27 protein-coding genes are annotated in these 25,133 nt (G+C 68.1%); 8 read left to right on the top strand and 19 right to left on the bottom strand.

The features are described 5' to 3' along the window. Positions 1-77 precede the first annotated feature (77 nt). From sdhA to sdhC, 3 genes are read right to left on the bottom strand one after another with little or no spacing between them, the layout of a single operon-like run. A complete protein-coding gene (sdhA, locus tag AC3ANX_RS02955; protein WP_488335544.1) occupies positions 78-1,880 on the bottom strand; it encodes a succinate dehydrogenase flavoprotein subunit in 1,803 nt (600 codons plus the stop codon). Then, the gene (gene sdhD / locus AC3ANX_RS02950; RefSeq protein WP_488335543.1) at positions 1,880-2,269 is read right to left on the bottom strand and encodes a succinate dehydrogenase, hydrophobic membrane anchor protein; all 390 of its coding nucleotides are present in this window, start codon (positions 2,267-2,269) and stop codon (positions 1,880-1,882) included. Before sdhD ends, sdhA begins: the two co-directional genes overlap by 1 nt. After that, entirely contained in the window at positions 2,269-2,679 is a 411-nt protein-coding gene (gene sdhC / locus AC3ANX_RS02945; RefSeq protein ID WP_488335542.1) for a succinate dehydrogenase, cytochrome b556 subunit, read from the bottom strand. The genes sdhD and sdhC overlap by 1 nt, the downstream gene beginning before the upstream one ends. A 219-nt stretch (positions 2,680-2,898) precedes the next feature. Here sdhC and AC3ANX_RS02940 point away from each other — a divergent pair, with 219 nt between their 5' ends. From AC3ANX_RS02940 to AC3ANX_RS02925, 4 genes are all read left to right on the top strand, one after another. Next, complete coding sequence (locus tag AC3ANX_RS02940) at positions 2,899-4,242, top strand: methyl-accepting chemotaxis protein (RefSeq protein ID WP_488336872.1); 1,344 nt, start codon at positions 2,899-2,901, stop codon at positions 4,240-4,242. Between the two features lie 25 nt (positions 4,243-4,267). Then, positions 4,268-5,623, top strand: a complete 1,356-nt coding sequence (locus AC3ANX_RS02935) for a methyl-accepting chemotaxis protein (protein ID WP_488335541.1) — start codon at positions 4,268-4,270, stop codon at positions 5,621-5,623. Between the two features lie 134 nt (positions 5,624-5,757). Next, complete coding sequence (locus AC3ANX_RS02930) at positions 5,758-6,456, top strand: SDR family NAD(P)-dependent oxidoreductase (protein WP_488335540.1); 699 nt, start codon at positions 5,758-5,760, stop codon at positions 6,454-6,456. Next, positions 6,446-7,435, top strand: coding sequence for a 50S ribosomal protein L11 methyltransferase (locus AC3ANX_RS02925; protein WP_488335539.1), 990 nt, complete (start codon positions 6,446-6,448; stop codon positions 7,433-7,435). The genes AC3ANX_RS02930 and AC3ANX_RS02925 overlap by 11 nt, the downstream gene beginning before the upstream one ends. A gap of 1 nt (position 7,436) precedes the next feature. Here AC3ANX_RS02925 and era read toward each other — a convergent pair whose 3' ends face one another. The 3 genes from era to AC3ANX_RS02910 form a co-directional block, all read right to left on the bottom strand. Beyond that, positions 7,437-8,333 (bottom strand): GTPase Era, encoded by an 897-nt coding sequence (gene era / locus AC3ANX_RS02920; RefSeq protein ID WP_488335538.1) that lies wholly within the window; start codon positions 8,331-8,333, stop codon positions 7,437-7,439. A 350-nt stretch (positions 8,334-8,683) separates the two neighbouring features. Continuing rightward, positions 8,684-9,412 (bottom strand): class I SAM-dependent methyltransferase, encoded by a 729-nt coding sequence (locus AC3ANX_RS02915; protein ID WP_488335537.1) that lies wholly within the window; start codon positions 9,410-9,412, stop codon positions 8,684-8,686. Continuing rightward, positions 9,412-9,837, bottom strand: coding sequence for a GtrA family protein (locus tag AC3ANX_RS02910; protein ID WP_488335536.1), 426 nt, complete (start codon positions 9,835-9,837; stop codon positions 9,412-9,414). The genes AC3ANX_RS02915 and AC3ANX_RS02910 overlap by 1 nt, the downstream gene beginning before the upstream one ends. Before the next feature lie 65 nt (positions 9,838-9,902). On the opposite strand from AC3ANX_RS02910, the gene AC3ANX_RS02905 reads away from it, so the two are divergent. Next, positions 9,903-11,678, top strand: coding sequence for an AcrB/AcrD/AcrF family protein (locus AC3ANX_RS02905; RefSeq protein ID WP_488335535.1), 1,776 nt, complete (start codon positions 9,903-9,905; stop codon positions 11,676-11,678). Between the two features lie 301 nt (positions 11,679-11,979). Here AC3ANX_RS02905 and AC3ANX_RS02900 read toward each other — a convergent pair whose 3' ends face one another. The 6 genes from AC3ANX_RS02900 to AC3ANX_RS02875 all read right to left on the bottom strand — a co-directional run bounded on the left by AC3ANX_RS02900 (position 11,980) and on the right by AC3ANX_RS02875 (position 16,558). Next, positions 11,980-12,600 carry a MarC family protein gene (locus AC3ANX_RS02900; RefSeq protein WP_488335534.1) on the bottom strand — a complete coding sequence of 207 codons (621 nt, stop codon included), beginning with the start codon at positions 12,598-12,600 and terminating at the stop codon, positions 11,980-11,982. Then, positions 12,597-13,190, bottom strand: a complete 594-nt coding sequence (locus AC3ANX_RS02895; protein WP_488335533.1) for a Cif family virulence factor — start codon at positions 13,188-13,190, stop codon at positions 12,597-12,599. Before AC3ANX_RS02895 ends, AC3ANX_RS02900 begins: the two co-directional genes overlap by 4 nt. Then, a complete protein-coding gene (gene folD / locus AC3ANX_RS02890; protein ID WP_488335532.1) occupies positions 13,187-14,062 on the bottom strand; it encodes a bifunctional methylenetetrahydrofolate dehydrogenase/methenyltetrahydrofolate cyclohydrolase FolD in 876 nt (291 codons plus the stop codon). The genes AC3ANX_RS02895 and folD overlap by 4 nt, the downstream gene beginning before the upstream one ends. 22 nt (positions 14,063-14,084) lie before the next feature. Continuing rightward, on the bottom strand, positions 14,085-14,396 hold the full coding sequence (locus AC3ANX_RS02885) for a YggT family protein (protein WP_488335531.1): 312 nt from the start codon (positions 14,394-14,396) through the stop codon (positions 14,085-14,087). Positions 14,397-14,457: 61 nt separating this feature from the next. Further along, positions 14,458-15,357: an acetylglutamate kinase gene (gene argB / locus AC3ANX_RS02880; RefSeq protein ID WP_488335530.1), complete on the bottom strand. Its 900-nt coding sequence runs from the start codon at positions 15,355-15,357 to the stop codon at positions 14,458-14,460. Between the two features lie 46 nt (positions 15,358-15,403). After that, positions 15,404-16,558, bottom strand: a complete 1,155-nt coding sequence (locus AC3ANX_RS02875; protein WP_488335529.1) for a DUF3089 domain-containing protein — start codon at positions 16,556-16,558, stop codon at positions 15,404-15,406. Between the two features lie 202 nt (positions 16,559-16,760). On the opposite strand from AC3ANX_RS02875, the gene AC3ANX_RS02870 reads away from it, so the two are divergent. From AC3ANX_RS02870 to AC3ANX_RS02860, 3 genes are all read left to right on the top strand, one after another. Then, positions 16,761-17,915: an acyltransferase family protein gene (locus tag AC3ANX_RS02870; protein WP_488335528.1), complete on the top strand. Its 1,155-nt coding sequence runs from the start codon at positions 16,761-16,763 to the stop codon at positions 17,913-17,915. Beyond that, the gene (locus AC3ANX_RS02865; RefSeq protein ID WP_488335527.1) at positions 17,912-18,829 is read left to right on the top strand and encodes an isoaspartyl peptidase/L-asparaginase family protein; all 918 of its coding nucleotides are present in this window, start codon (positions 17,912-17,914) and stop codon (positions 18,827-18,829) included. Before AC3ANX_RS02870 ends, AC3ANX_RS02865 begins: the two co-directional genes overlap by 4 nt. A 233-nt stretch (positions 18,830-19,062) precedes the next feature. Beyond that, positions 19,063-19,923, top strand: a complete 861-nt coding sequence (locus AC3ANX_RS02860) for a S1/P1 nuclease (RefSeq protein WP_488335526.1) — start codon at positions 19,063-19,065, stop codon at positions 19,921-19,923. A 6-nt stretch (positions 19,924-19,929) separates the two neighbouring features. Here the strand turns inward: AC3ANX_RS02860 and AC3ANX_RS02855 are convergent, their stop codons facing one another. From AC3ANX_RS02855 to AC3ANX_RS02825, 7 genes are all read right to left on the bottom strand, one after another. Further along, positions 19,930-20,229, bottom strand: coding sequence for a hypothetical protein (locus tag AC3ANX_RS02855; protein WP_488335525.1), 300 nt, complete (start codon positions 20,227-20,229; stop codon positions 19,930-19,932). Positions 20,230-20,347: 118 nt separating this feature from the next. Then, complete coding sequence (pal, locus tag AC3ANX_RS02850) at positions 20,348-20,854, bottom strand: peptidoglycan-associated lipoprotein Pal (RefSeq protein ID WP_488335524.1); 507 nt, start codon at positions 20,852-20,854, stop codon at positions 20,348-20,350. A gap of 38 nt (positions 20,855-20,892) precedes the next feature. Continuing rightward, positions 20,893-22,284: a Tol-Pal system beta propeller repeat protein TolB gene (tolB, locus tag AC3ANX_RS02845; protein WP_488335523.1), complete on the bottom strand. Its 1,392-nt coding sequence runs from the start codon at positions 22,282-22,284 to the stop codon at positions 20,893-20,895. A gap of 10 nt (positions 22,285-22,294) precedes the next feature. After that, a complete protein-coding gene (locus AC3ANX_RS02840) occupies positions 22,295-23,383 on the bottom strand; it encodes a cell envelope biogenesis protein TolA (RefSeq protein ID WP_488335522.1) in 1,089 nt (362 codons plus the stop codon). A gap of 43 nt (positions 23,384-23,426) precedes the next feature. Next, entirely contained in the window at positions 23,427-23,867 is a 441-nt protein-coding gene (tolR, locus tag AC3ANX_RS02835; RefSeq protein ID WP_488335521.1) for a protein TolR, read from the bottom strand. A gap of 3 nt (positions 23,868-23,870) precedes the next feature. Continuing rightward, positions 23,871-24,569, bottom strand: coding sequence for a protein TolQ (gene tolQ, locus AC3ANX_RS02830; protein ID WP_488335520.1), 699 nt, complete (start codon positions 24,567-24,569; stop codon positions 23,871-23,873). Next, a complete protein-coding gene (locus tag AC3ANX_RS02825) occupies positions 24,566-25,060 on the bottom strand; it encodes a YbgC/FadM family acyl-CoA thioesterase (RefSeq protein ID WP_488335519.1) in 495 nt (164 codons plus the stop codon). The genes tolQ and AC3ANX_RS02825 overlap by 4 nt, the downstream gene beginning before the upstream one ends. Positions 25,061-25,133: the final 73 nt, after the last annotated feature.

Below are 25,133 nucleotides of genomic sequence, written 5' to 3'. Positions count from 1 at the left end.
GTCGCGGCTATAGCCGCGCCGGCCAAGCGCGCCGCGAACCGCGCGCCGGAGCTTCGCTCCGGCTTGCGCGGCGCGCCTTAGTACACCCGCTTCTTCGGCTTGATGTACTCCGCATCGTCGGTCAGCGTATAGTCGTGCACGGGGCGGTAGCCGATCTCGACCTTGCCGCCGATGCCGCCCCAGCCGGTAAAGGTCGCGGTGGTGTGCTTCATCCACTCGGCGTCATTGCGGTCTGGAAAGTCCTCGTTGACGTGGGCGCCGCGCGATTCCTTGCGGTTGGCGGCGCTCTCCATCGTGACCACCGCCTGCGCGATGAGGTTGTCGAGTTCGAGCGTCTCGACCAGATCGGTGTTCCAGATCAGCGAGCGATCGGTGACGTGGACGTCCTGCATCCGCTTGTACGTTTCCGCGATCTTCTGCTGGCCTTCGCCGAGCAGCGCGTTGTCGCGGAACACCGCGCAATGCTTCTGCATGGTGCGCTGCATCTCGGTGCGGATCTGCGCGGTCGGCGAACCGCCGCTGGCGTTGCGGAACTTGTCCAGACGCGTGAGAGCCATCTCCTCCGAGCCCTTGGGCAGCGGATTGTGCGGCGTGTTGGGCTTCAAGGTCTCCTTGAGCCGCAGGCCCGTCGCGCGGCCGAACACCACGAGATCGATCAGCGAGTTCGAGCCCAGGCGGTTCGCGCCGTGCACCGAAACGCATGCCGCCTCGCCGACTGCGAACAGGCCGGGCACGACCGCATCGGGGTTGCCGTCGCGCAGGTGGACGACTTCGCCGTGATAGTTGGTGGGGATGCCGCCCATGTTATAGTGGACGGTCGGCGTCACCGGCAGCGGCTGGCGCGTCAGATCGACGTTGGCGAAGATCTTACCGGTCTCGGTGATGCCGGGCAGCCGCTCGGCCAGCACCTTGGGGTCGATATGGTCGAGGTGCAGGAAGATGTGGTCCTTGTGCTCGCCGACACCGCGACCTTCACGCATCTCCATCGCCATCGAGCGCGACACGACGTCACGCGAGGCGAGATCCTTCGCCGAGGGCGCATAACGCTCCATGAAGCGCTCGCCCTCGGAGTTGGTGAGGTAACCGCCCTCGCCGCGCGCGCCCTCGGTGATGAGCACGCCGGCACCATAGATGCCGGTCGGGTGGAACTGGACGAACTCCATGTCCTGGAGCGGCAGGCCGGCGCGCAGAACCATTGCGTTGCCGTCGCCGGTGCAGGTGTGCGCCGAAGTGGCGGAGAAGTAGGTGCGGCCGTAGCCGCCGGTCGCCAGCACCACGTTGTGCGCGCGGAAACGGTGGATCGCACCGGTTTCCATGCACAAGGCGATCACGCCCCGGCACGCCCCGTTTTCCATGATGAGATCGAGCGCGAAATATTCGATGTAGAAGTCCGCGTCATACTTCAGGCTCTGCTGGTAGAGCGCGTGGAGCATGGCGTGGCCGGTGCGGTCGGCGGCGGCGCAGGTGCGCTGCACCGGCGGGCCGTCGCCCATGTTCTGCATGTGGCCGCCGAACGGACGCTGGTAGATCGTGCCGTTCTCGTTGCGGCTGAACGGCACGCCGGCATGCTCGAGCTCGTACACGGCGGCAGGCGCCTCGCGCACCATATATTCGATCGCATCCTGGTCGCCGAGCCAGTCGGAGCCCTTGACGGTATCGTACATGTGCCACGACCAATGGTCGGGCGTGTTGTTGCCGAGACTCGCCGCGATGCCGCCCTGCGCCGCGACCGTGTGGCTGCGCGTCGGGAACACCTTGGTGATGCACGCGGTCTTCAGACCCGTCTCGGCGATGCCCATCGTCGCGCGCAGGCCCGAACCACCCGCGCCCACGACGACGGCGTCATAGGTGTGGTCGATGATCTTATAGGCTTCGGCCATCAGAGCGGCATCCCGGCGGTAAAGGCGATCTTGAGGATCGAGAAGATCGCGATCGAAGCGACCACGACCACGAAGAAGTTGAGCGCGAACATCAGCGCGACGCGCGTCTCGGCATGGACGTAATCCTCGATCACGACCTGAAGCCCCAGACGAAAATGCCAGAACACCGAGATGACGAGCAGGATCATCGGCACCGCCACCCAGGCGGAGGACAGCCACGGCCGCACCGTCGCATAGTCATAACCCGGCAGCCGCGCGACCGCGATGACGAACCACAGCATCAGGAACAGGTTGGAGGCGGCGGTCAGCCGCTGGTTCCACCAGTGGTGCGCGCCATGCTTGGCGCTACCGAGGCCGCGAACCCGGCCCAATTCAGTCCCGCGACCCATTATTTGGCCCCCAACAGAAATGCCCAGAAGATGATCGTCGCGAGGATCGAGAAGACGAAGGTCGCCATCGCGCCCTTCTTGTTGCCCTTCAGCTCGTAGCCGGCGCCGGTATCGAGGATGAAGTGGCGCACGCCGCTCGCCATATGCTGGAAGAAAGACAGCGTCAGCCCGACGCCGAAGATGTAGCCGAGCGCGCCGCCCAGCGCCTCGCCGAACACGAAGTGGAACAGCGCGTAGCTGTCGCGCCCGCCCGCGATCGCCGCGAGCCACCACACCAGCAGCACCGAGCCGACGGTCGCCATGCCGCTGCCGGTCACGCGGTGGAGGATCGAGACCGTCATGTGCGGCCCCCATTTCCAGATGCTGAGGTGCGGGCTTAACGGGCGGGCGGCGGGGCGTTGGCTGGCCAAGGGCGGAATCCTCTTGCGGGCTGTCGGCGTCGTATTAGTCCGCATGAGGCGCGATGCAAGCGCTGCGACGCAATATGCCGGGCGGCGGCGTCGATCCGCCGGGCGCGTTGCCGTCCTAACCCCGCCTTAACCAGCCTCACGTAGAGAGGGGCGACAAGGACCGCGCCGTGGCGGTCTGCCCGATGCACGACCCCGGAGGCGTACTTGAACCTTGACACCCTGCCCGCACCCGGCACGCTCGCGGCGGCGTTCGATATCGGCGCGCGGCTGCGCGCGTTCGATATGGACGCGGCGATGCTGGCGACCTGCCGCGAGCTGTGGACGATCCTGGAACCGGACGCCCGTGCGATCTCGCAGGGCTATTGGGACCAATGGCTGCGCGCCTTCTCCGACGAGCGCGTGTGGGCGGCCGGCGAAACCGAGCGGATGATCGACATCGGCTGCACGTTCCTGCGCAACCGCTTCCTCGATCCCGCCGGCCGCGCGTGGCTCGAATCGATCGAGCGTTCGGCCGCCGCCGCGTTCAGGGGCGATCTTCAGCCGATGGCGCTGCGCTCGATGATCTGCGCGAGCGATCAGGTCGCGCTCAATATCCTGCTCAGCCGAGTCGCGGGTGACAATCCGCGCTTGCCAGCACTGCTCAACGCGCTGATGCGGCTATCGGCGCTGGAGGCCGACATCACCGGCGCGCTGTTCCGCGCGCATGGCGAACATGCCGCGATGGTCGCGCGCGACCGGCTCGCCGCGCAGTTCCGCGAAGGGATCGCGCGCGTCGTCGAAGGCGCGACCGAGGACAGCGCGACCCTGCGCGCCAATTCGGTCCGCACCTCCGCCGCGACGCGCGGCATGCTCGGCAAGACCAGCGAAGTCGCCGCCGCTGCCGAACAGTCGGCGATGGCGATGCGCGAGGCCGCGCACACCGCCGCCGGGCTGATCCGCGCGATCGAGGATGCCCGCACCGAAGTCGAGGCCGCAGCCGAGATCGCCACGCGCGCCTCCGGGCAGGCCAGCCAGGCGGTCGGCATGTCCGAGACGCTGAGCGACCATGCGAAGTCGATCGAGTCGATCCTAGGCCTCATTCGCGACATTGCCGGGCAGACCAATCTGCTTGCGCTCAACGCCACGATCGAAGCGGCACGCGCGGGCGATGCCGGGCGCGGCTTCGCGGTGGTCGCGCAGGAGGTGAAATCTCTGGCCAGCCAGACCGCGCGCGCGACCGACGACATCGCCGCCAAGATCGCCGCGATCCAGTCCGCCACCCGCTCCACGGTCGACACCAACGCCAACATCAAGGCGACCGTGGCCGAAGTGCAGGAAAGCGCCAATCGCATTCGTTACGCGATGGAGGCGCAGGCGCAGACCGTCACCGCCATCACCGCCGCCGTCGACGAGACCGCGCTTGCCGCCGATTCGATGTCGCACACCATCGCCACCATCCGCGAGGATACCGAGAACGTCGCCTCCGAGATCGATCATGTCGGGCGCGGGTTCGACACGCTCGACGGCAAGCTCGGCAGCCTGAAGACCAGCGCCGCCGATTTCGTCGCGCGCGTCGCCGCCTAGACCGGCCAAGGGAGGAGGATGTCTGATGGAAATATCCGCAGATCCCCGCGATGCCCGGCCGAACCCGGCCGATCGCCTGCGCGATTATGACTGGGACGGCGCGATCTCCGATGGAGCCGCGCCGCTCGCGGCAGTTTTCGATGGCGCCTATCCGCGTCTCGCCGCGGCGTTCTGGGATCACTACATGCGCCTCCCCGCGCTCCGGCCGCACCGCGACACGTTCGTCGGCGCGCGCCTCGCCGAGGTGGTCGATGCCACCGCCCGGTATTTCGAACTGAAGTTCGCGCACGCGCCCGATGGCCGTTGGCTGAGGTCCGCGGCAACCCACGCCGACGTCACCTACCGCTCCGGCATCCCGCTGCGCGCGGTGCTGGCCGCACTCGCCTACGCGCAGAGCGTAGCGCTCGAGATCATCGACACCAGGCATGGCAACAACGCGGCGGAGCGGCGCAGGCTGAGCGACGTGGTGATGCGGCTTGGGCTGATCGAGGCGGACGTAATGGCCGAACACCTCGGCGTTCTCGAGGCGGAGCGCGCGCGTACCCGCCGGCAGGAACGGTCGCGCGCGTTCGGCGACACGATCGGCCGCGAAATCGAGCAGGCCGTCGTGCTGGGCGACGCCATCCGCCACCAGGCGAACGGCGCATCGTCCGCCGCGCGCGGCATGCTCGGCAAGACCAGCGAAGTCGCCGCCGCCGCCGAACAGTCGGCGATGGCGATGCGCGAGGCCGCGCACACCGCCGCCGGGCTGATCCGCGCGATCGAGGACGCCCGCACCGAGGTCGAGGCCGCAGCCGAGATCGCCACGCGCGCCTCCGGGCAGGCCAGCCAGGCGGTTGGCATGTCCGAGACGCTGAGCGACCATGCCAAGTCGATCGAATCGATCCTCGGCCTGATTCGCGATATCGCCGGACAGACCAATCTGCTCGCGCTCAACGCCACGATCGAGGCGGCACGCGCGGGCGATGCGGGGCGCGGCTTCGCGGTGGTCGCGCAGGAGGTGAAATCTCTGGCCAGCCAGACCGCGCGCGCGACCGACGATATCGCCGCCAAGATCGCCGCAATCCAGTCCGCCACCCGCTCGACGGTCGACACCAACGCCAACATCAAGGCGACCGTCGCCGAAGTGCAGGAAAGCGCCAACCGCATCCGTTACGCGATGGAGGCACAGGCGCAGACCGTCACCGCCATCACCGCCGCTGTCGATGAAACCGCGCTCGCCGCCGATTCGATGTCACACACCATCGCCACCATCCGCGAAGATACCGAAAACGTCGCTTCCGAGATCGACCGGCTCGAAGGGGAGATGGGCGCGATCGACAAGCGACTGACCGGGTTCAAGGTCGCGGCGGGCAGCTTTTCGGCCAGCATGGCTGCCTGACGGTCGCCCCGGCGCAGGCCGGCGCGCTGTGCTTCGCGCGATCGGCTCGCACGATCACGCGACGGGTCCGGTCTGCACCGGGCGACATTGTGGCTGGTCTCTCGACTTGGGCGCGATCGGCTCTAAAAAGCCGCATGACCAACATCCTCCTCACCGGATCGTCGCGCGGCATCGGCGCGGCGATCGTCACCGCGCTCGACCAGCCGGGCATCGCGCTTGCCAAGCAGGCGACGCGCGGCGACGCCGATACGCTCGCCGCCGACTTCGCCGATCCGCGCGCCCCGCAGGCGCTGTGGGACGCAGCGCTCGCGCGGCTCGGCACGATCGACGTGCTCATCAACAATGCCGGCGTGTTCGAGGCCAATCCGCTCGGGCATGACGACTGGAGCGCCGAATGGGAGCGCACCATGCGCATCAACCTCACCGCCTCGGCCGAACTGTCTCGGCTGGCGGTGCTGCACTGGCAGGCGCGCGGGGGCGGCGGCCGCATCGTCAACGTCGCCAGCCGCGCCGCCTATCGCGGCGACAGCCCCGCGCACTGGCATTACGCCGCCTCCAAGGCCGGCATGGTCGCGATGACCAAGACGATCGCGCGCGGCTATGCGCGCGAGGACATCCTCGCCTTCGCGGTGTGCCCGGGCTTCACCATGACCGGCATGGCGGAGGACTATCTGGCGAGCCGGGGCGGCGACAAACTGCTCGCCGACATTCCGCTCGGCCGCGTCGCCGATCCGCAGGAGGTGGCGACGACGGTGAGGTTCCTCGCGCTCGATGCGCCGCCGTCGATGACCGGCGCGGTGATCGACGTGAACGGGGCCAGCTATGTCCGTTGATCCCACCGAAAGCTGGAAGCTGTCGATCCCCTGCACCCGCGAAGAGGCCGAGGCGATCGATATGGGCGAGGGGCTGGAGGGCTTCGACCCCTCACCCGTCATCCTCACCAGCGAGGAGATCGAGGACGATCCGAAGAGCTGGCGACTGGACGCGTTCTTCAGCGGCAAGCCCGACCGCGCGGTGATCGCGGCGGTACGCGCGCTCGCGCCCAGTTCGGCGAGCGTCAAGGCCAAGGCCGAGCGCGTGCCCGACGAGGACTGGATCACGCTCAGCCAGGCAGGGATCGAGCCGGTGCAGGCGGCGCGCTTCTACGTCCACACCAGCGCCAACAAGGGCGACGTGCCAGAGGGCGCGCACGCCTTCCACATCGAGGCGAGCCGCGCGTTCGGCACTGGCCACCACCAGACGACCACCGGCTGCCTGCTCGCGCTCGATGCGATGAAGGTGGCGGGCAAGCGCTTCCGCAACGTGCTCGATATCGGCACCGGCACCGGGCTGCTCGCCTTCGCGGCGTTGCATCTGTGGCCGCGCGCCTACGCCACCGCCTCGGATATCGACGCCGCAGCCGTCGCCATCACCGAGGAGAACGCCGCCGTGAACGGCATCGCGCTCGGCACCGGGCCGGGCGCGCTCGCGCTGGCGACCGCGCCGGGGCTCGAACATCCGCTGCTGATCGCGCGCGCGCCCTATGACCTGATCGTTGCAAATATCCTCGCCGGGCCGCTGATCGGCCTTGCCCCGACGATCGCGATGGCGCTGGCCGAAGGTGGTACGCTGGTGCTGGCCGGGCTGCTCGACTGGCAGGCCGCGCCCGTCACCGCCGCGTACCGCCGGCAGGGGCTGATGCCGGTTTCCGCCAACGCGATCGGCGACTGGCCGACGCTCACCTTGCGCAAGCGCGCGCGCTACGGCGCGTCGCGGGTGACGCGGCTCGGGCCGGGCGGCGCCAACGATGCGCCGGGGTTCGGGAGCTGGTAGCTCAGTCGACCCAGTCGAGCCCCATGTCGCGATAGACCTCGCGCTCGTCGTCCCAGCCGGGACGAACCTTGACGTGTAGGTACAGGTGGACCGGGCGGCCCATGATCCCGCTCAATTCGGCGCGCGCCCGCGCGCCGATCTCCTTGATGCGTGCGCCGCCCTTGCCGAGCACGATCGCCCTTTGCGTCGGCCGCTCGACCATGATCTGCTGGTGGATCTCGACCGAACCGTCCTCGCGCTCGTTATACTGCTCGGTCTCGATCGCGCTCGCATAAGGCAGCTCGGCGTGGAGCTGGAGATAGAGCTGCTCGCGCGTCACTTCGGCGGCAAGCGCGCGCTCGGTTGCGTCCGACACCTGATCTTCCGGATAGTGCCACGGGCCGGCGGGCATTGCCTTCGCCAGATGTGCCTTCAGCTCGGGCAGGCCGTCGCCGGTCGATGCGCTGACGAAGAACGTCTCCGCGAACGGGGCGAGGCCGTTGAGGCGCTCGGCATGGAGCAGCAGCTTGGCCTTGTCGGCGAGATCGACCTTGTTGAGGATCAGGTACTTAGGCTCCGGCCGGCCGGCGATCGCCTCGGCGATCTCGGTCACCTTGTCCTTGAGCCCGCCCTTGGCATCGACCACCAAAGCGAGGATGTCCGCGCCCTCGGTGCCGCCCCATGCCGCCTGCACCATCGCGCGATCGAGCCGGCGCTTGGGCTCGAAGATGCCGGGCGTGTCGACCAGCAGGATCTGCGCATCGCCCTCGATCGCCACGCCCATCAGCCGGGTGCGCGTGGTCTGCGCCTTGGGGCTGACGATCGCGACCTTCTGCCCGACCAGCGCATTGACGAGCGTGGACTTGCCCGCATTGGGCGCGCCGAGCACGGCGACGAGGCCGCAGGTTTGATTGGTCATGATGTTGGCTTTCTGAACATTACCGCCCTGACCCATCTACGCCGAGCGTGTTTAAGTAGGCAGCGGTCCTAACCCACTCCGTTCGTCCTGAGTAGCTGCCGAGTAGGGCCGCAGGCCCGTATCGAGGTAGCGTATCGAAGGACAGGCCGCGCGCGGCAACCTGTGCTTCGATACGGGTTCTCGATACGCCTTCGGCTACTCGATCCCTACTCAGCACGAACGGTGGTGGAGGGTTCCGCCTGCTACAGTGCGCCCCACATCCGTTCGTGTCGAGCGAAGTCGAGACACCTGCGCGCCGGGTGCATGTCCCTCGACTTCGCTCGGGACGAACGGGGTTACGGCAACGCGCGTTACTTCGGCGACGCCAGCGTCACGATCGAAACCCCCGGCGACAGCGGCACGCGTCCGACGAGGTGGCGTTCCCAGCGGAAGATCGTCTCGAACACCGCGTTGACCAGCTTGGGCGGCGGCGAATCGTCGCTGTCGTCCTTGCCGCGCAGCCGCCCGGCGATGCGCGAGGCGGCGGCGAGCGGGAACAGCAAGGAGTTGAAATAGCCGAGCTTGGCGGGCTTTAACCCCGCCGCAGCGATCGCCTTGGCCAGCGTCGCCTTCGAATAGCGGCGGTGGTGGTGGTTGACGGTATCGTGCGCGCTCCACATCCATTGATGCGCTGGCACGGTGATGAGGATCTTGCCGCCGGGCTTGAGGCACTCGGCCATCGCCTTCAGTGCAGCCACATCGTCCTCGATATGCTCGACCACGTCGAGCACCGCGATCAGATCATAGGCGCCGCGCTCCACCCCGGTCAGCGCGGGCAGTGGTGCGCTGCCGACCGGCTTGCCCAGTCGCGCGCTCGCGATCTCACGCGCGGCGGGGTCGATCTCGATCGCCTCGACGGTGCCGAACTTGGCGAGCATCGGCAGGTTGTGCCCGGTGCCGCAGCCGATCTCAAGGATGCGCGCGCCTGCCGGCAGATGCCCCTCGCGCGCGAGGAAATCGGCGAGGATGTCGCGGCGCGCGCGATACCACCAATGGGTGGAATCATGTGCCGCCATGCGGTCGTAAACGATGCGGTCCATTATCCGAATACCAGCCAGCGATTGAGGATGAAGGTAAAGATCGTAGCGCAGGCCACCGCAGGCAGCAGCGGCACCCACGCAGGAAAGCCGAGCACCGCCGTGCCGATCCACGTGATGAGCGCGTTGAGCAGCACGCCCGAGCCCTGCACCATCACGAACTTGACCTGCTGCGCGCCGCCGCTTTCGCGCGTGCCATGGCCCTTGAAGCTCCAGCGGCTGTGGAGGAAATAGCCCGCCGTCACCGCCACCGCGAAGGCGAACGGCACCGCGTACACGGCATGCTGGCGCGCGAACACGAAGATGGTCAGCGGCAGGTACACCGCCGAATAGAGCAACGTCGACAGTCCCCCGGCGATGCCGAAGCGGATGAGCTGCCCGAACATCGGGTTCGCCCGCACGCTATCCACCCGTTGCATCAATGCCATCACGTCGCCTTGCCCTTTGCGAAACGTCCGATAGAGCGCGTCCATGCACGTGGAAAGCTTTTTGCATGGTTAGCGCCCGCACCGAAAACCCGATCGACCGCTATTGGGTGCGGCTCACGCTGATCGCGTGGGTGATGGTCGCGGTCTATTTCCTGCACGATCGCTGGGCGCAGATGCACTTCCTGTCGCTGCCCGACACCGATGACAACATGCGGCTGATGCAGGTGCGCGCTCTGCTGAACGGGCAAGGCTGGTACGATCTGCGCCAATACCGGATGAACCCGCCCGAGGGATTCAACATCCACTGGAGCCGCATCGTCGATCTGCCGATCGCGGGGATGATCCTGCTGTTCCGCCAGTTCACCAGCCCCGCCTGGGCCGAGCGGCTGGCGTGCGGAATCGCGCCGCTGCTGCCGCTGTCGATCGCGATGCTGGGGCTTGCCGCGACGGTGCGGCGACTGGTGAGCCCGCTCGCGTGGCCGCTCGCGATCGTGTTCCTGCTGTGCTGCACCGCGACGATGCTGATGTTCATGCCCGAGCGGATCGACCATCACGGCTGGCAGCTTGCTATGCTGAGCCTGACGGTGGCGGGACTGTCCGACCCCAAGGGGCCGCGCGGCGGGCTGATCGTCGGGCTCGCCAGCGCGGTGTCGCTGACGATCGGGCTGGAAATGCTGCCGTTCTGCGCGGGCGCGGGCGGGATCATTGCGCTACGCTGGGTGTGGGAGCGCAGCGAGGCGCCGCGGCTTGCCACCTATGCCTTGTGCCTCGCGGGTGGGTCGGCGGGGGGCTACGCCGGATTCGCCTCCTACGCCAACAGCGTGCTGCGCTGCGACGCGCTGACGCCGGTGTGGCTGAGTGTGATGATCGCCGCGGGCGCGCTGCTGTTCGGGCTTGCGTGGATCAACCCTCGGGCTCGCGCGCTGCGGCTGGCGCTGGCGGTGATTGCTGGCGTAGCGATCGTGGTCGGCTTCGCGCTCGTCTTCCCGCAATGCCTCGGGCGGCCCGAACAGGTCTCCCCCGAACTCGCGCGCACCTGGCTCGCCAACGTGCGCGAGGCCAAGCCGATCTACCAGCATCCCTTCCGCAATGCGATCACCGTCGTCACGCTGCCGATCATCGGCGTGATCGGCGCCGCTATCGCGACGTGGCGCGCCCGGCGGGACCGCCGCTTCGTCCATTGGGTGACGGTGCTGTTGTTCACCACCATCGCCGCGCTGCTGCTGCTGTGGCAGGCGCGCGCCGGACCGGGCGCGCAGTTGCTCGCGGTGCCGGGCGCGGTGGCGCTCGGCTGGCTGGTGTTCCCGCATCTGCTCGGCAGCCGCTGGGTGCTGGTGCGCGTGCTCGGTACGGTAGCGGCGTTCCTGATCGTATCGGGGTTGTTCGCAGGCTACGCCATTCAATATCTGCCGATCGACCGGCCGAGCGCGCGGGTGAAGACGGTGATGCACGCCAGCGGATCGTGCAACACCAACTCCGCGCTCCGCCCGCTCGACCGATATCCGGCGCAGACGATCTTCACCTTCGTCGATCTGGGGCCGCGCCTCATTACCTTGACCCACCATGATGCCATCGCCGGGCCGTACCACCGTAACGGCGATGCGATCCTCGACGTGCAGCACGCCTTCTCGCGCAGCCCCGCCGAGTTCCGAGCGATCGCGAAGCGGCATGGCGCGACGCTGCTGCTGGTGTGCCCGAACATGGCCGAATCGACCGTGTACCGCGCGCAGCATCCCGGCGGCTTCTACGACCAGCTTGCCCACAACAAGGTCCCGGATTGGCTCGAGCAACTGCCGCTGCCGGCCAAATCGCCGCTGCGGCTGTGGCGGATCAAGGACTGAGCCCGTGCCCTGCCTCAACCCGTTCGTCCTGAGCGAAGTCGAAGGACGTGCCCGATGCGAAAGCGCCTGCGGCGCGGGCTTCGACTACGCTCAGCCCGAACGGGAGTTGTGGTGAGCGTTGCACCTTTTCCGACCGTTCGTGTCGAGCGAAGTCGAGACACCTGCGCTCTTGGTCGTCCCTCGACTTCGCTCGGGACGAACGGGTCCAGGCGCTTCGTTCAACCTCAGCGGGTAACGCGTAACCACTAAGTTTCGCCGCTAACCGCGCTCCCTTCGACACGGTGAGAGCGTCAAGCGCCCCTCACCCCAGGCTGATCTTCACTCCGTCGATCACGAACTGCACCGCCAGCGCCGCCAGCAGCACGCCGAGGATACGCGTCACCACCGCCTCGATCTTCGCGCCGAGCACGCGCATCAGCGGCCCCGCCGCCAGCAGCGCGGCCAGCGTCAGCAGCAGGATCGTGCCGAGTGCGGCGAGGATCACCAGCGTGCGCTCGATCCCCTCGTTGCGGCTCATCAGCAGCATCACCGATGCGATCGAGCCCGGCCCCGCGATCATCGGCATCGCCATCGGGAAGATCGACACGTCTTCCACCTCGGGCGTCGCGGCGACCTTGGCGGCGCGATCCTCGCGGCGCTCGGTGCGCTTTTCGAACACCATTTCCAGCGCGATCAGGAACAGCATGATACCGCCGGCGATGCGGAACGAAGCTAGGCTGATGCCCAGTCCGCGCAGCAGATCCTCACCGAACAGCGCGAAGGTGACGAGGATCGCCGCCGCCACCAGCACCGCGCGGATCGCCATCGCGCGGGCATGCTCCGCCGTCGCATTGGCGGTGAGGCCGGCGTAGATCGGCGCGCAGCCGGGCGGATCGATCACCACGAACAGCGTGATGAGTGTGGAGACGAACAGCTCGATCATCGCGGCGCCGCCACGATATCGTTGATGACCTGATTGTAGCGTACGCCGTCCCACAGCTCGACCACCAGCGTGCGGTCGTTGTCGGGGGTAACGTGCCAGCGCCAGCGCAGAGTCGCATCGCCCGACACTCCAGAGCCGCCGTTCGCGTCCTTGCCGAAATTGTTGCCCTGCTTGCCCCCGCAGGCGGCATGCTGCACGCGCGGCGTCTTGGGGACGATGCGTGGCGCGAGCAACGTGTCGCCGTGGTCGAACAGCCATTGCCAGCCGCGCCCGTCGCGCCGCCAGATCGTGGTGAAATACCCCGTGCGCCCATCCGCGCCCTGCCACGCGCCGGTGTTGACCGCCCATTTGCCGTCGCACGCGACATAGCTGACGGCCGGCTGCCAGTGCATCGTCTTGGGCGGATCCTCGCGCACGCGCAGCCAGTCGAGCGCGTTGACCGGGTGCGGCGTGAACATCACCGCATCGGGCGCGGCATAGCGGCGGAATGCGGTCCACTGCCCGGCGGTCTGCGCGGCGCGGGCGAAGGTGCGCTCGGCATCGATCGCCGTCTGCGGCCCCGGCGCGGCGAGCAGCAGCGCCAGGATCACAGCGCCGCCTCGTCGATCGCGACGCCCTCACGCCGCGCTGCGGAGACGAGCGTGTTGCGGAGCAGCACCGCGATCGTCATCGGCCCAACGCCACCGGGCACCGGCGTGATCGCGCCCGCCACGCTCGCCGCGCCGGCGAAGTCGACATCGCCGACCAGGCCGCCCTCGGTACGGTTGATGCCGACGTCGATCACGGTCGCGCCGGGCTTGATCCACGCGCCCTTGACCATCTCCGCGCGCCCCACCGCCGCCACGACGACGTCGGCGCGCTTGACCACGCTCGACAGATCACGCGTGCGCGAATGCGCAATGGTGACGGTGCAGCTTTCCTTGAGCAGCAGTTGCGCCATCGGCTTGCCGACGATGTTCGACCGGCCGATAACCACCGCGTCGAGCCCGCTAAGATCGCCGAGCTGATCCTTGAGCAGCATCACGCAGCCGAGCGGCGTGCACGGCACGAACCCCGCCAGCCCGGTGGCGAGCCGTCCGGCGTTGACGGGATGGAAGCCATCGACGTCCTTGTCGGGGTCGATCCGCGTCGTCACCGCCAGTTCGTTGAGATGGCTCGGCAGCGGCAATTGCACGAGGATGCCGTCGATCGCCGGATCGGCGTTGAGTTGATCGACCAGCGCCAGCAATGCGTCCTGCGACACGTCCGCCGCGAGCCGGTGCTCGAAGCTCGCCATCCCCGCCGCGACCGTCGCCTTGCCCTTGGACCGGACATAGACCGCCGAGGCCGGGTCTTCGCCGACCAGCACCACCGCGAGACCCGGCTTGCGCCCGGCGGTTGCCACGAAATCCGCCACCTGCACCGCGATCCGCTCGCGTAGGGCAAGCGCGAAGGCTTTGCCGTCGATGATGTTCGCGCTCATGGCCTTACCTCACTCGCTACCGTCAGCCCGCCTGCGCCGCGAGCTGGTACAGCCACGGCAGCACCGCCAGATCGAGAATGCGGATGATGACCAGCACCACCAGCGGTGCGAAGTCGATCGCGCCGGTGTTGGGCAGCATCCGGCGGATCGGGCGATACATCGGCTCGGTGACGACGGTCAGCCCGCGATCGAGCGAGCGCACGAACTCGTTATGCGTGTTGACCACGTTGAACGAGATCAGGATCGACAGGATGAACTGCACGACGATGATGAAGCTCGCCACGTCCAGCAGAATCTGGACGATGTTGAGCAGCATGATGAAAAACGAGGCCAAGGAAATCTCCCGATGCTGATCGCGCGATACTAGCTCAGCCTGCGTGCGTGCGCGAGCCGGCTTATGCGTGGACGAGCGTGCCCGCGCCGCGCTTGGTAAAGATTTCGAGCAGCATCGCATGCGGCACACGCCCGTCGAGGATCACAGCCGCTTCCACGCCCTGTTCCACCGCCATCACGCAGGTTTCGAGCTTGGGGATCATGCCGCCGGTGATCGTGCCGTCGGCGCGCAAGGCGGCGACCCCGGCGGGATCGAGATCGGTGACGAGTTCCTTGTTCTTGTCGAGCACGCCGGGCACGTCGGTCAGCAGGAAGAAGCGTTCCGCGCCGAGCGCGGCGGCGATCGCGCCGGCCATCGTGTCGGCGTTGATGTTGTAGGTCTGCCCGTCCGTGCCGTGCGCGATCGGCGCGATCACCGGGATCACGCCCGCGTCCGACAGCGTGTCGATGATGCGCCGGTCGACCGCGACGGGCTCGCCGACGAAGCCAAGATCGACGTGCCGCTCGATGCCCTGCAATTTGTCCGGCTGCGAGCGGCCGACCTTCTCGGCCGTGACGAAGTTGGCGTCACGCCCCGAAATGCCGACCGCGCGGCCGCCGGCCTGATCGATCCAGCCGACGATTTCCTTGTTGATCGATCCCGCCAGCACCATTTCCGCGATCCGCGCGGTCTCGGCATCGGTGACGCGCAGGCCATCGACGAAGCGCGATTCGACGCCGAGCCGCTTGAGCATCGCACCGATCTGCGGGCCGCCGCCGTGGACGACGACCGGATTGATGCCGACCGCCTTCATCAGCACCACGTCCTCGGCGAAATCGCGCGCCGCCTCGGGATCGCCCATCGCGTGGCCGCCGTATTTCACGACAAAGGTCGCGCCGGCGTGAAGCTGCATATAGGGCAGCGCCTCGACAAGCGTTTCAGCCTTGGCGAGCAGCGCGGCGATGGGCGAAGTGTCGGTCATGCGCGCCGCTTAGCGCCTAACGCGGGCGGGCGGTAGTCTTTCGCGTTCAGGAAGTGCGCACCGTGCGTAGGCGCGCAAGGCGCGGCTGCTGGCGCAGGAAGGCGGCGGCGCGCACCCCGGCATTCTCGCGCAGGTTCATGTACGCAAGGTTGTAGTCGACCTTATGGTAGTTGCCGACCGGAATCATCATGTCGACGAACGGCTTGCTGGGCGGGGTGACGTATAGCGCGCCATCGTCGCAGCGTGCCGCGACCAGCCCCGGCTCGATCGCGCGCGGCAGCGCGGCCGTGCCGTGCAACCACCCGCCCCGGTTGAGCCGCGCCGGCGCCCACGCCGCGCCGGTCGACCAGTCGAGCGGGTTGATGCAATATTGCGGGCGGCGCAGGGCCTCGATCGGCAAGCCGGACTGTTCCGCGACATACACGCGCTGGCGAGTGGCGTTGCGCCCCTCGGCATAGCTCGACCAGGCGACCACGCAGCCGGTATCGTCGGCGCGCTGGCAGGCACGGGTGGTGCGCAGGGTCCGGAACCAGTCGCGCTCGATCCACGCGCCGATCAGATAGGCCGCGATCATCTGCCGCGCCGCGGGCCGCCCGTCGATCTCGCGCTCGATCAGCAGCCGCCCCTGTCGCGACCCCTGGCTGTGCCCGGCGAGGATGAACGGCCGCCCCCGGTTCCACACCAGGAACTGGCGGAACGCGCGCGCCACGTCCGAATAGGCGACTTCGGTCGCGCGCACGCTGCTCTCGCTCCACTTCACATAGCCGCCGAGCGTCATCTGACGGTAGCGCGGCGCGAAGATCGCACAGCAGCCGTTGAACACGCTCGCCTGATCGCGGATCGAGGTGCCCGCCACGCGCGCGTTGAGATCCGCGTCGCGCGTGTCGGCGTTCCACTGTTCGCCGCTGGTGAACGAGGTGGGGTAGAGGAAGAACACCGCGATCTTGGCCTGCCGCTGGTCGATCGTGCGCACGCCGGGCGGCGCATCGTCCGCGGGATCGCGCATGTCGGGCAGCGACACCCATTCGGAGCGCTCGCCATAATCGGGCGCGGGCGGGGTGCGCTGCGGGTCGAACGGCACGCTCGGCGGCTGGCTGTCGGTCGAACTGCCGAAAGCGCGGAAGAATTGCGGGCGCGCCTCGCTCGTAGCCAGCAGCGCGGCGGTGATCGCCGCCAATCCGAGTCCCAGCCTCACCCGCATCCGCACCCCGTTCGCCTGCCCATCCCAATCACCGTTCGGGCCGAGCGAAGTCGAGGCCTCAAGCGCAACGCTTGCCCCTCGACTTCGCTCGGGGCGAACGGGCGGTGTGGCCCGTGAACACTCTAGCATGCCACGCCGCCCGCATGGAACCTCGCAATATGCGGGGGTAGCGCTCCCGGCCGTCCGGCCATAGAGAGCGGCGATGGAACGGCATCACGGCATGGACTGGCTGCGGATCGGCGCATTCGCGCTGCTGATCCTCTACCATATCGGCATGGTGTTCGTGCCGTGGGACTTCCACGTGAAGACCGCGCACCCGCTTCCTTGGGTAGCAATCCCGATGATGGCGGCGAACAGTTGGCGGCTGATGCTGCTGTTCGTGATCTCCGGCTATGCCAGCCGCGCCCTGTTGTCGAAGGGCGCGCCGCTCGGCAGCTTCATCGCGCAGAGGAGCACGCGGCTGTTGATCCCGCTGCTGTTCGGGGTGATCGCGGTGGTTCCGGTGCAGCCGTGGATCGAGCTGGCCGTCAAATACCATTACCCTCATGATTTCGGCTGGTTCTGGCTGCACGACTATTTCCGCTTTCACCGGCTGCACGGCATCGCGCTGCCGACGTGGCAGCATCTGTGGTTCGTCGGTTATCTGTGGTTCTATACGCTCGCGCTGACGGTGTTGATCGCGCTGTTCGGGCGGCTGAACGGGCAGACGGCGTTCGACCGGCTGTTCGGCACGGCGTTGGTGGTGATCGTGCCGATCGTCTGGCTGCTCGCCGCCGATACGTTGCTGCCCGGCGCGCGCGAGACGCACGATCCGCTCCACGACGAGATCGCGCACCTCCATTATTTCCCGGGCTTCCTGTTCGGCTTCGCGCTTGCCCGTTCGGAGCCGGCGATGGTGGCGATCGCGCGGTGGTGGAAGGCGGCGGGAGTGGTGGCGCTGCTTGCCTACGCGGTGGTCGCCGGGATCGAATGGCAATGGCCGGGCAACACCATGCCCGCGCACCCGTGGGGCGTCACCTTCGCGACCGCGCGCGTCGTGCAGGGCTGGTGCTCGGTGGTCGCGCTGATCGGGCTGGCCGACCGCTATTGGAACGCCGACACGCGCTGGCGCCGCACGCTGACCGAGGCGGTGTTCCCCTTCTACATCGTCCATCAGACCGTGATCGTGCTGGTGGAATACTGGCTGCTGCCGCTGCACGGCACCCCGCTGGTCGAGTTCGCTGTGCTGCTGCCGGCGACGGTCGGCGGGTGCTGGGCCTTTTATCTGATCGGGCGTGAGATTGGCTGGCTGCGCCCGTTGATCGGATTGAAGCGACGGACGGCGCGGCCACAGCCGTTGACGGAGGTTCCGGTATGACCTGGGCATTGGCGATCCACGGTGGCGCAGGCGGCATGACGCGCACACGCCTCTCCCCCGCCGCCGATGCCGGCGCGCGCGCGGCTCTGCGCCAAGCGCTCTCGGCGGGCGAAGCGGTGCTGTCGGGCGGCGGCGCAGCGCTCGATGCGGTCGAGGCGGCGGTCAAGGTGCTGGAGGACGATCCCCACTTCAACGCCGGGCGCGGCGCGGCGCTGAGCTACGAGGGCGTCGCCGAACTCGACGCCGCGATCATGGACGGCGTGGACCGCAAGGCCGGCGCGGTCGCGGGGGTCACGTCGGTGCGTCACCCTGTCAGCCTCGCACGCGCGGTGATGGCGGAGAGCCCGCACGTCCTGCTCGGCGGCGCGGGCGCTGAGGCGTTCGCGAGCGAACACGGCGTGGAGGCCGCCACGCAGGACTGGCTGATCCTGCCCGAACGGCGTGAGCAACTCGCGATCATGCGCGCGCAGAAGGGCGGCGCGTTCGACGTCGAGATGAAGTTCGGCACGGTCGGGGCGGTCGCGCGCGATACCGCCGGCCACCTTGCCGCCGCGACCTCGACCGGCGGCGTGACGGGCAAACGCTGGGGCCGGATCGGCGATTCGCCGCTGATCGGTGCCGGCACCTATGCCGACGACCGCGCCTGCGCGGTCTCCGCGACCGGATCGGGCGAATTCTTCATCCGCACGGCTTGCGCACACGAGATCGCCGCGCGCATCCGGCTGGCGGGCGAAGATGCGCGCGGCGCAACGGAGCGCGTGCTCGCGGAGATCGTCGCGATGGGCGGGACCGGCGGCGTGATCGTGATGCCGCTGGACGGGGTGCCGTTCTGGCACTTCGCCACGCGGGGCATGTACCGGGGCCGGGTCGCGCCGGGGCTGGCGGCGGACGTGGCGATCTACGACGACGAGTGAACCACTCGGCCCGTCACCCCAGCGAAAGCTGGGGTCTTTATGGGGCGGGTGTTACGCTTCACCACGGGGAGACCCCAGCTTTCGCTGGGGTGACGATCGTGGCGAGGGGACAGACGGCTCTGCAAACGAAACGCATCGCTCGCCCCATAGCGGCCCCGGCCTCCTCCCGGGGCGACGGGGGACACGCCAGGCGCGCGCTTTCGCAGGCGAGCGCCAGGCTCTATGGGAACGGCATGATTCGTCCTCTCGCGTTCCTCGCCGCCGCCGCGCTCGTCAGCGCCGCCGCTCCTGCCAGTGCCTATTGGGAGTTCGGCCACGAGACGATCGCGAAGATCGGCTATGCCAACGCGTCCCCACGCGCCCGCGCCGCCGTGCGCCGGCTGCTCGCGCACGCCGATCTGCTCGATACGCCCGAGTGCAAGGCCTCGACGATCGAGGGCGCCAGCACCTGGCCCGATTGCGTCAAGCCGCTGAAGGATGCGAGCGGCAAACCGCGCTTCGGTTATGCCTATACCTGGCACTTCCAGGACGTGAACGTCTGCGAACCGTTCACTCTCACGGTCGCCTGCAAGGACGGCAATTGCGTGTCCGCGCAGATCGAGCGCGACGTGAAGGCGCTGCGTGATCGCCATACGCCGCTCAAGGACAAGGTGCAGGCGCTGGTGTTCCTGATCCACTTCACCGGCGATCTCCACCAGCCGCTCCATGCCGGCGAGAAGAACGACAAGGGCGGCAACGACGTGCACGCGACCTACGGCACGCTCGACAGCGCGCGGCTCAACCTTCATTCGATCTGGGACGGCTATCTGGCCGAGCGTGCGATCACCACCGGCCCGTCGCTGGTGCGCCGCTACCTCGCCGCCGTGCGTGCGAAGATCGCGGCGGGCACCGTCACCGACTGGAGCCGCGAAAGCTGGCAGGTCGCGCACGACACGGTCTATGCCAGCGCCCTGCACGGCGACGCCTGCGCGCCGACGCCCGAGCGTGTCACGCTGAGCGAGGGCGATATCGAGCAACTCGTGCCGGTTGCACGGCTCCAGGTAGAGCGTGGCGGATTGCGGCTCGCGAAGCTGCTCGACCGGGCGTTCGGCTGAGCCGCGCTACCGCCTGCCCCATCGCCAGCCAAGTCGCCCATCGGTCTTGTGCGCCGCCAGCGCGCAAAAGCCGAGCGTCAACACGATCACGGCAGCGACGCGCTCGCCGCCCGGCGGCAACAGCCGCATCGCCGCGGCAACCACGCCGACGAATACGGCCGTCACCGCCCAACCCTGCCATGTCGCCGGAGTCACGCCCCAGCCGAAGCGCCTGGGCCTAAACCAATAGCCTTCGCGCACCCGGAACCTCGCGTCGTCGCCGCGCATCACCGCCTCCGCATCGAACACCTGCCGGCGCGATCCCACGACGCTACGGCTGACACGAGATAAGCATGGCTCTCCGCGATTGCATCTGCCGGTTTGTCGGCCACAAAAAAGGCGCGGGGATCGCTCCCCGCGCCTTTCGCTCAGCCGTCAGCGGCGATCAGTTGAGGACGATCGTCACCGCGCGGCGGTTCTGCGCCCAGCTCGACTCGTCCGAACCGAGCGCGATCGGGCGTTCCTTGCCGTAGCTGATCGTCGAGATGCGCGACGGATTCACCCCGCGCGACGCCAGATAGTTCTTGGCCGAATTGGCGCGACGATCGCCGAGCGCGAGGTTGTACTCGCGCGTGCCGCGCTCGTCGCAATGCCCTTCGAGGCTGATCGGCACGTTGGGGTACTTGGTCAGCCACGCCGCCTGGCTGTCGAGCGTCGCGCGTGCCTCGCCGTTGATGTCGTATTTGTCGAGATCGAAGTGGATCGTGTTGCTCGTCACCGACCGTTCGAAATCGGCACGCGAGCCGGGCACGACGTTGCCGCCTTCGCCACCCTGCGACATCGGGCCGGTCTCGCCCGGCGGCGGCGGCAACTGGGCGGGCGGCTTCTTCGCGCAACCGGCGATCGTCATCATCGAAGCGGCGATCAGCAGCGTCGTCATGGATTTTTTCATATGGCGTCTCCCAGTCGTATAATCGAGGCGGGCTCGGTTCAGGGGCGTAACGAACCCCAGGCCGGATCGGATCCATCGAGCGGCGTCGGCAGGCGGCGTTCGTTGACGCCGGTGAGATCGACCGACCACAGATCGGCGGTGCCGCCGCCGCCACGCCCGGAGCGGAAGAACATCAGCACGCGGCCGTTGGGCGACCAGGTCGGCCCTTCGTCCTGCCAGTCGTTGGTGAGCAGCTTCTCGTCGCCGCCAGCCGGACTCATCACGCCGATGCGGAAATTGCCCGCCATGCGCGTGAAGGCGATCAGATTGCCGCGCGGGCTCCACACCGGCGTCGCGTAGCGGCCACCGCCGAAGCTGATGCGGCGCGGGTTCGATCCGTCCGCGTTCATCACATAGAGCTGCTGCGATCCCGAACGGTCGCTTTCGAACACGATGCGGCTGCCGTCGGGCGAATAGCTGCCGCCGGTGTCGATGCCGGGCGTATCGGTCAGCCGCTGCGCCTGTCCGCCGCTGATCGGCACGCGGTAGATGTTGGTGCTGCCCGCGACCGCCTTGGAGAACAACACCCAATGGCCATCGGGCGAGACCCTCGGCGCGAACGTCAGGTTGCTGGCGGGCACCAGCAGGCGCTGCGTGGCGTTGGCGATGTTATAGACGTAGATCGCCGGCTTGTCGCCGATGTAGCTCATATACACGATCGAGCGCTGATCGGGCGTGAAGCGCGGCGTCAGCACGATCGACTGGCCGTTGGTGAGGAAGCGGTGGCTCTGCCCGTCCTGATCCATGATCGCGAGCCGCTTGATGCGCCGCCCCTTGGGACCGCTTTCCGCGACATAGACGACGCGGCTGTCGAAATACGGGCCTTCGCCGGTCAGCTTCGAATAAACCATGTCGGCGCATTTATGCCCGGCGCGCCGCCATTCCCCCGGCGAGACGACGAAGCCCTGCCGCGCCAGTTCGGTGCGCGCGAACACGTCGTACAGGTAGCAGCCGACCGTCAGCGTGCCGTCGCCATTGGCGCGCACGAAGCCCTGCACCAGCGCCGAAGCCCCTGCCCCGCCCCAGTAATCGAACGTCGGTGCGGTCACTTCCGGGTAGGCGACGCTTTTCAGCGCATTGGCGGGGGCGGGCTTGAACAGCCCGGAGTTCCTGAGATCGTTCGTGACGATCTGCGAGAGCTGCTGGCCGAGCACGTCGGTGCGCCCGGCCGCCGTGTCGACCGACTGCGCGGTCGGCATGACGGGGATGGCGATGCCGAGCGGCGCACCCTGCCCGCCGGTCACATCGACCACCAGCTCGCCCGAGGGCTGACCCGCCGGCTGGCCCGGCGCCTGCGACGCAGGCGCGGGCGCGGGCGCGGGCGGCGTCTGTGCAACCGCGCCGGCACCAATCAGGCCGGCCGCCAACGTCAGGATGGTCTTGTGAAACATGGTCCTGTCCTCAACCGGGAAGATGAAAACGCAGTGTAAAGCTCTTCCACCCGCGTGGCACGTCGTAAAGCTCAGGCGGCAGCCCGCGCAGCGGCGAACACCCCTTGAACGAGGCGATTGCGGCGCGGTCGACCGCGTCGACATAGCGTTCGTTCTCGCCATCGACACCGCCATGATCTTCGTCGATCACCGGCGTTCCGGCAAGCGAACCGTCGCGGTTCATCTGGAGCCGCACCTTGACGATGATCCGCGACACGCCGGGGCCGCTGACATGCTGCTGCGCCGCGCACGGCTGCACCTGCCGCTGGATCGCGGAGCCGATATCGGCGGCGGCCTGCGCGTTCATCACCGCGCCCGGTGCGGCCGCCGAGGGTTTTGCGGTCGACGGGCTCTGGGTTAGCCCTTTGCGGAAATCATCGTCGAGCAGCGAGCCGCGCGGGCGCTTGAGCGTCGACTTGGCATCTCCGCCGGTGCCCGTCGCCTTGGCGGGCGGGGCCTTCGCCTTAGCAGGCGCTGCGGCGGCGTGCTTTGGCTCGGCCTTGGCGGTGCTCGGCTTCGCCTCGCTCTTCTTCGTGTCGGCTTTGCTTTGCGTCTTCGTCGCCGCCGGCTTGGCCTCGGCCTTCGATTCCTTGGCCTCGACCGGCTTCTTTTCGGGCTTGGGCTTCTCGGGCTTGGGCACCGGTTTGGGTTTGGGCGCGGGCGCGGGTTCGGGCTTGGGTTCCGGCTTCGGCTTTGGTTTCGGCGCGGGCGCGGGTTCCGGCTTGGGCGCCGGCTTCGGCTTGGGCGCGGGGGCAGGTTCGGGCGCGGGCTTGGGCGGCGCAGGCGCTTTCTCGGGCTGCGGCTCGGGTTCGGGCTGCGGCGCGGGCGGCGCGGCATCCTCGGGCTTACCCTCGTCGGGTGCCTTCGACTGTGCGGGCGGCTCGACCGCCTTGGGCGCCTGCGCCTCGAGCGCGACGTCCTCCGCAAGCGACACGTCGATCGGCTTGGGCTTGTACAGGTCCGGATCGACCGGCGGGTGGAAGCCGACCGACAGGATCGCGAACAGCAGGATGTGTCCGGCGACGGCGATGCCGAGGCCGATCTTCTCCGTGCGCTGCATCAGCGTGCGCCTGCCACGTCGGCGACTGCCCTCACCGCCAGTGTCACCGATCGTCCTGCGGAGTCGTCAGCAGCGCGACGCGGTTGAGCCCGGCGCGGTTGAGCTCGCCCATCACCCGCATCACCTTGCCGTAATCGAGCGCGCGGTCGGCGCGCAGGAAGATCTGCGGCGGCTTGCCGGTGGCATCGGTCTTCTGCGCGACCTGCGCGAGCACGTCGGGCAGCAGATCGTCGGTGACGAGCGCCTTGTCGACATGCAGCGTGCCGTCGCGCTCGACCGAGATCTCGACCGGCTGCTGCTCCTGTTCGAGCGCCTTCGCGCGGCTGTCGGGCAGATCGACCGGCACGCCCGCCGTCATCAGCGGCGCGGTCACCATGAAGATGATGAGCAGCACCAGCATCACGTCGACCATCGGCGTGACGTTGATCTCCGCCATCGGCGCGCGCCGGCCGCGCCCGGCTCGCGAGGGAAGGTTCATCGACACGGGTCAGCGCTTCCCTTCGGCTTCCAACTGCCGACTGAGCGTAGCGTGGAACCCGTCGGCGAAGCGGTTGAGCCGCGCCTCGATCTTGTTGATGCCGTGGCCGAAGCGGTTGTACGCGATGACGGCGGGAATCGCGGCGAACAGACCGATCGCGGTCGCGAACAGCGCCTCGGCGATGCCGGGGCCGACAGCGGCGAGCGAGGAGTTCTGCTTGGCGGCAATCTCGGTGAAGCTGTGCATGATGCCCCACACCGTACCGAACAGCCCGACGAACGGAGCGACCGAGCCGACCGTCGCCAGCACGTTCAATCCGTCCGAAAGCTCGTCGATCTCGCCCGCCGCCGCCGCGCCCATCGCCGTCGCCAGCCGCTCGCGCGTGCCGCCCCGGTCGATCACTCCGCCCACCGTCGAACGCCGCCATTCCTTGACGCCCGCCGCGAACACGCGCGCGGTCGGCAGCTTGCTCTCGCTTTCGGTGCGGTAGAAGGCGTCGATATCCTCGGCCTTCCAGAAGTCGCGCTCGAACCGCTTCATGCCCTTGCGGATCTTGCCGAGCCGCATGAGGAAGCCGATGATGATCGCCCAGGTCCAGACGCTGGCGAGCAGCAGCCCCGCCATCACGATCTTCACGATCCAGTCCGCTTGCAGGAACAGCGCGATCGGCGACAGGCTGGTCGCGTCGGTGTTGAAGAACAGGTTCACGCGGGTAAGTCCCCCTGAGTTACGTCTGGTGCCGCTGCGCGTTCGGGCACGAACCGCCCGAACGCCTCGATCCATGCCGCCGGCTGCCGCCGCGCCCGGCCCGAAGGCGCGATGAAGGCGACCGTCACATCGGCGTCGGCGAGTACAACCGCGCCGCGCCTGACTCGTTGCTGAATGAACAGCCGCGCCGGCCCCAATCGGCCGAGCCGCGTCGCCACCGTGAGCGCATCGCCAAGCCGCGCGGGCGCACGGTAGCGGATGGCGAGTTCGGTGACGGCGTAATTGCCCTCGCCCGCCTCATGCGCGGCCTGCTGGTCGATGCCGAGCACGCGCAGCATGTCCGAACGGCCGCGCTCCATGAACTTCAGGTAATTGGCGTGATAGACCATGCCGGACAGATCGGTATCCTCGAAATAGACGCGCACCGGCAGGTGGTGCTCGTCCCCGACGATACGGCCCTCGGTCGGCAGATCTGTTTCGCGCGGCGGCATTGTCCACCGGCTGTACCGAAGCGGGACGAACTCGCAAAGCCGTCTTGGCTGATTGTCCGTCAAATCCTCGTCG

This window comes from Sphingomonas sp. BRN-1R, from assembly GCF_057748035.1.
The sequence above is the reverse complement of the archived record's forward strand: the minus strand, read 5'-3'. Positions and strand labels throughout refer to the sequence as shown.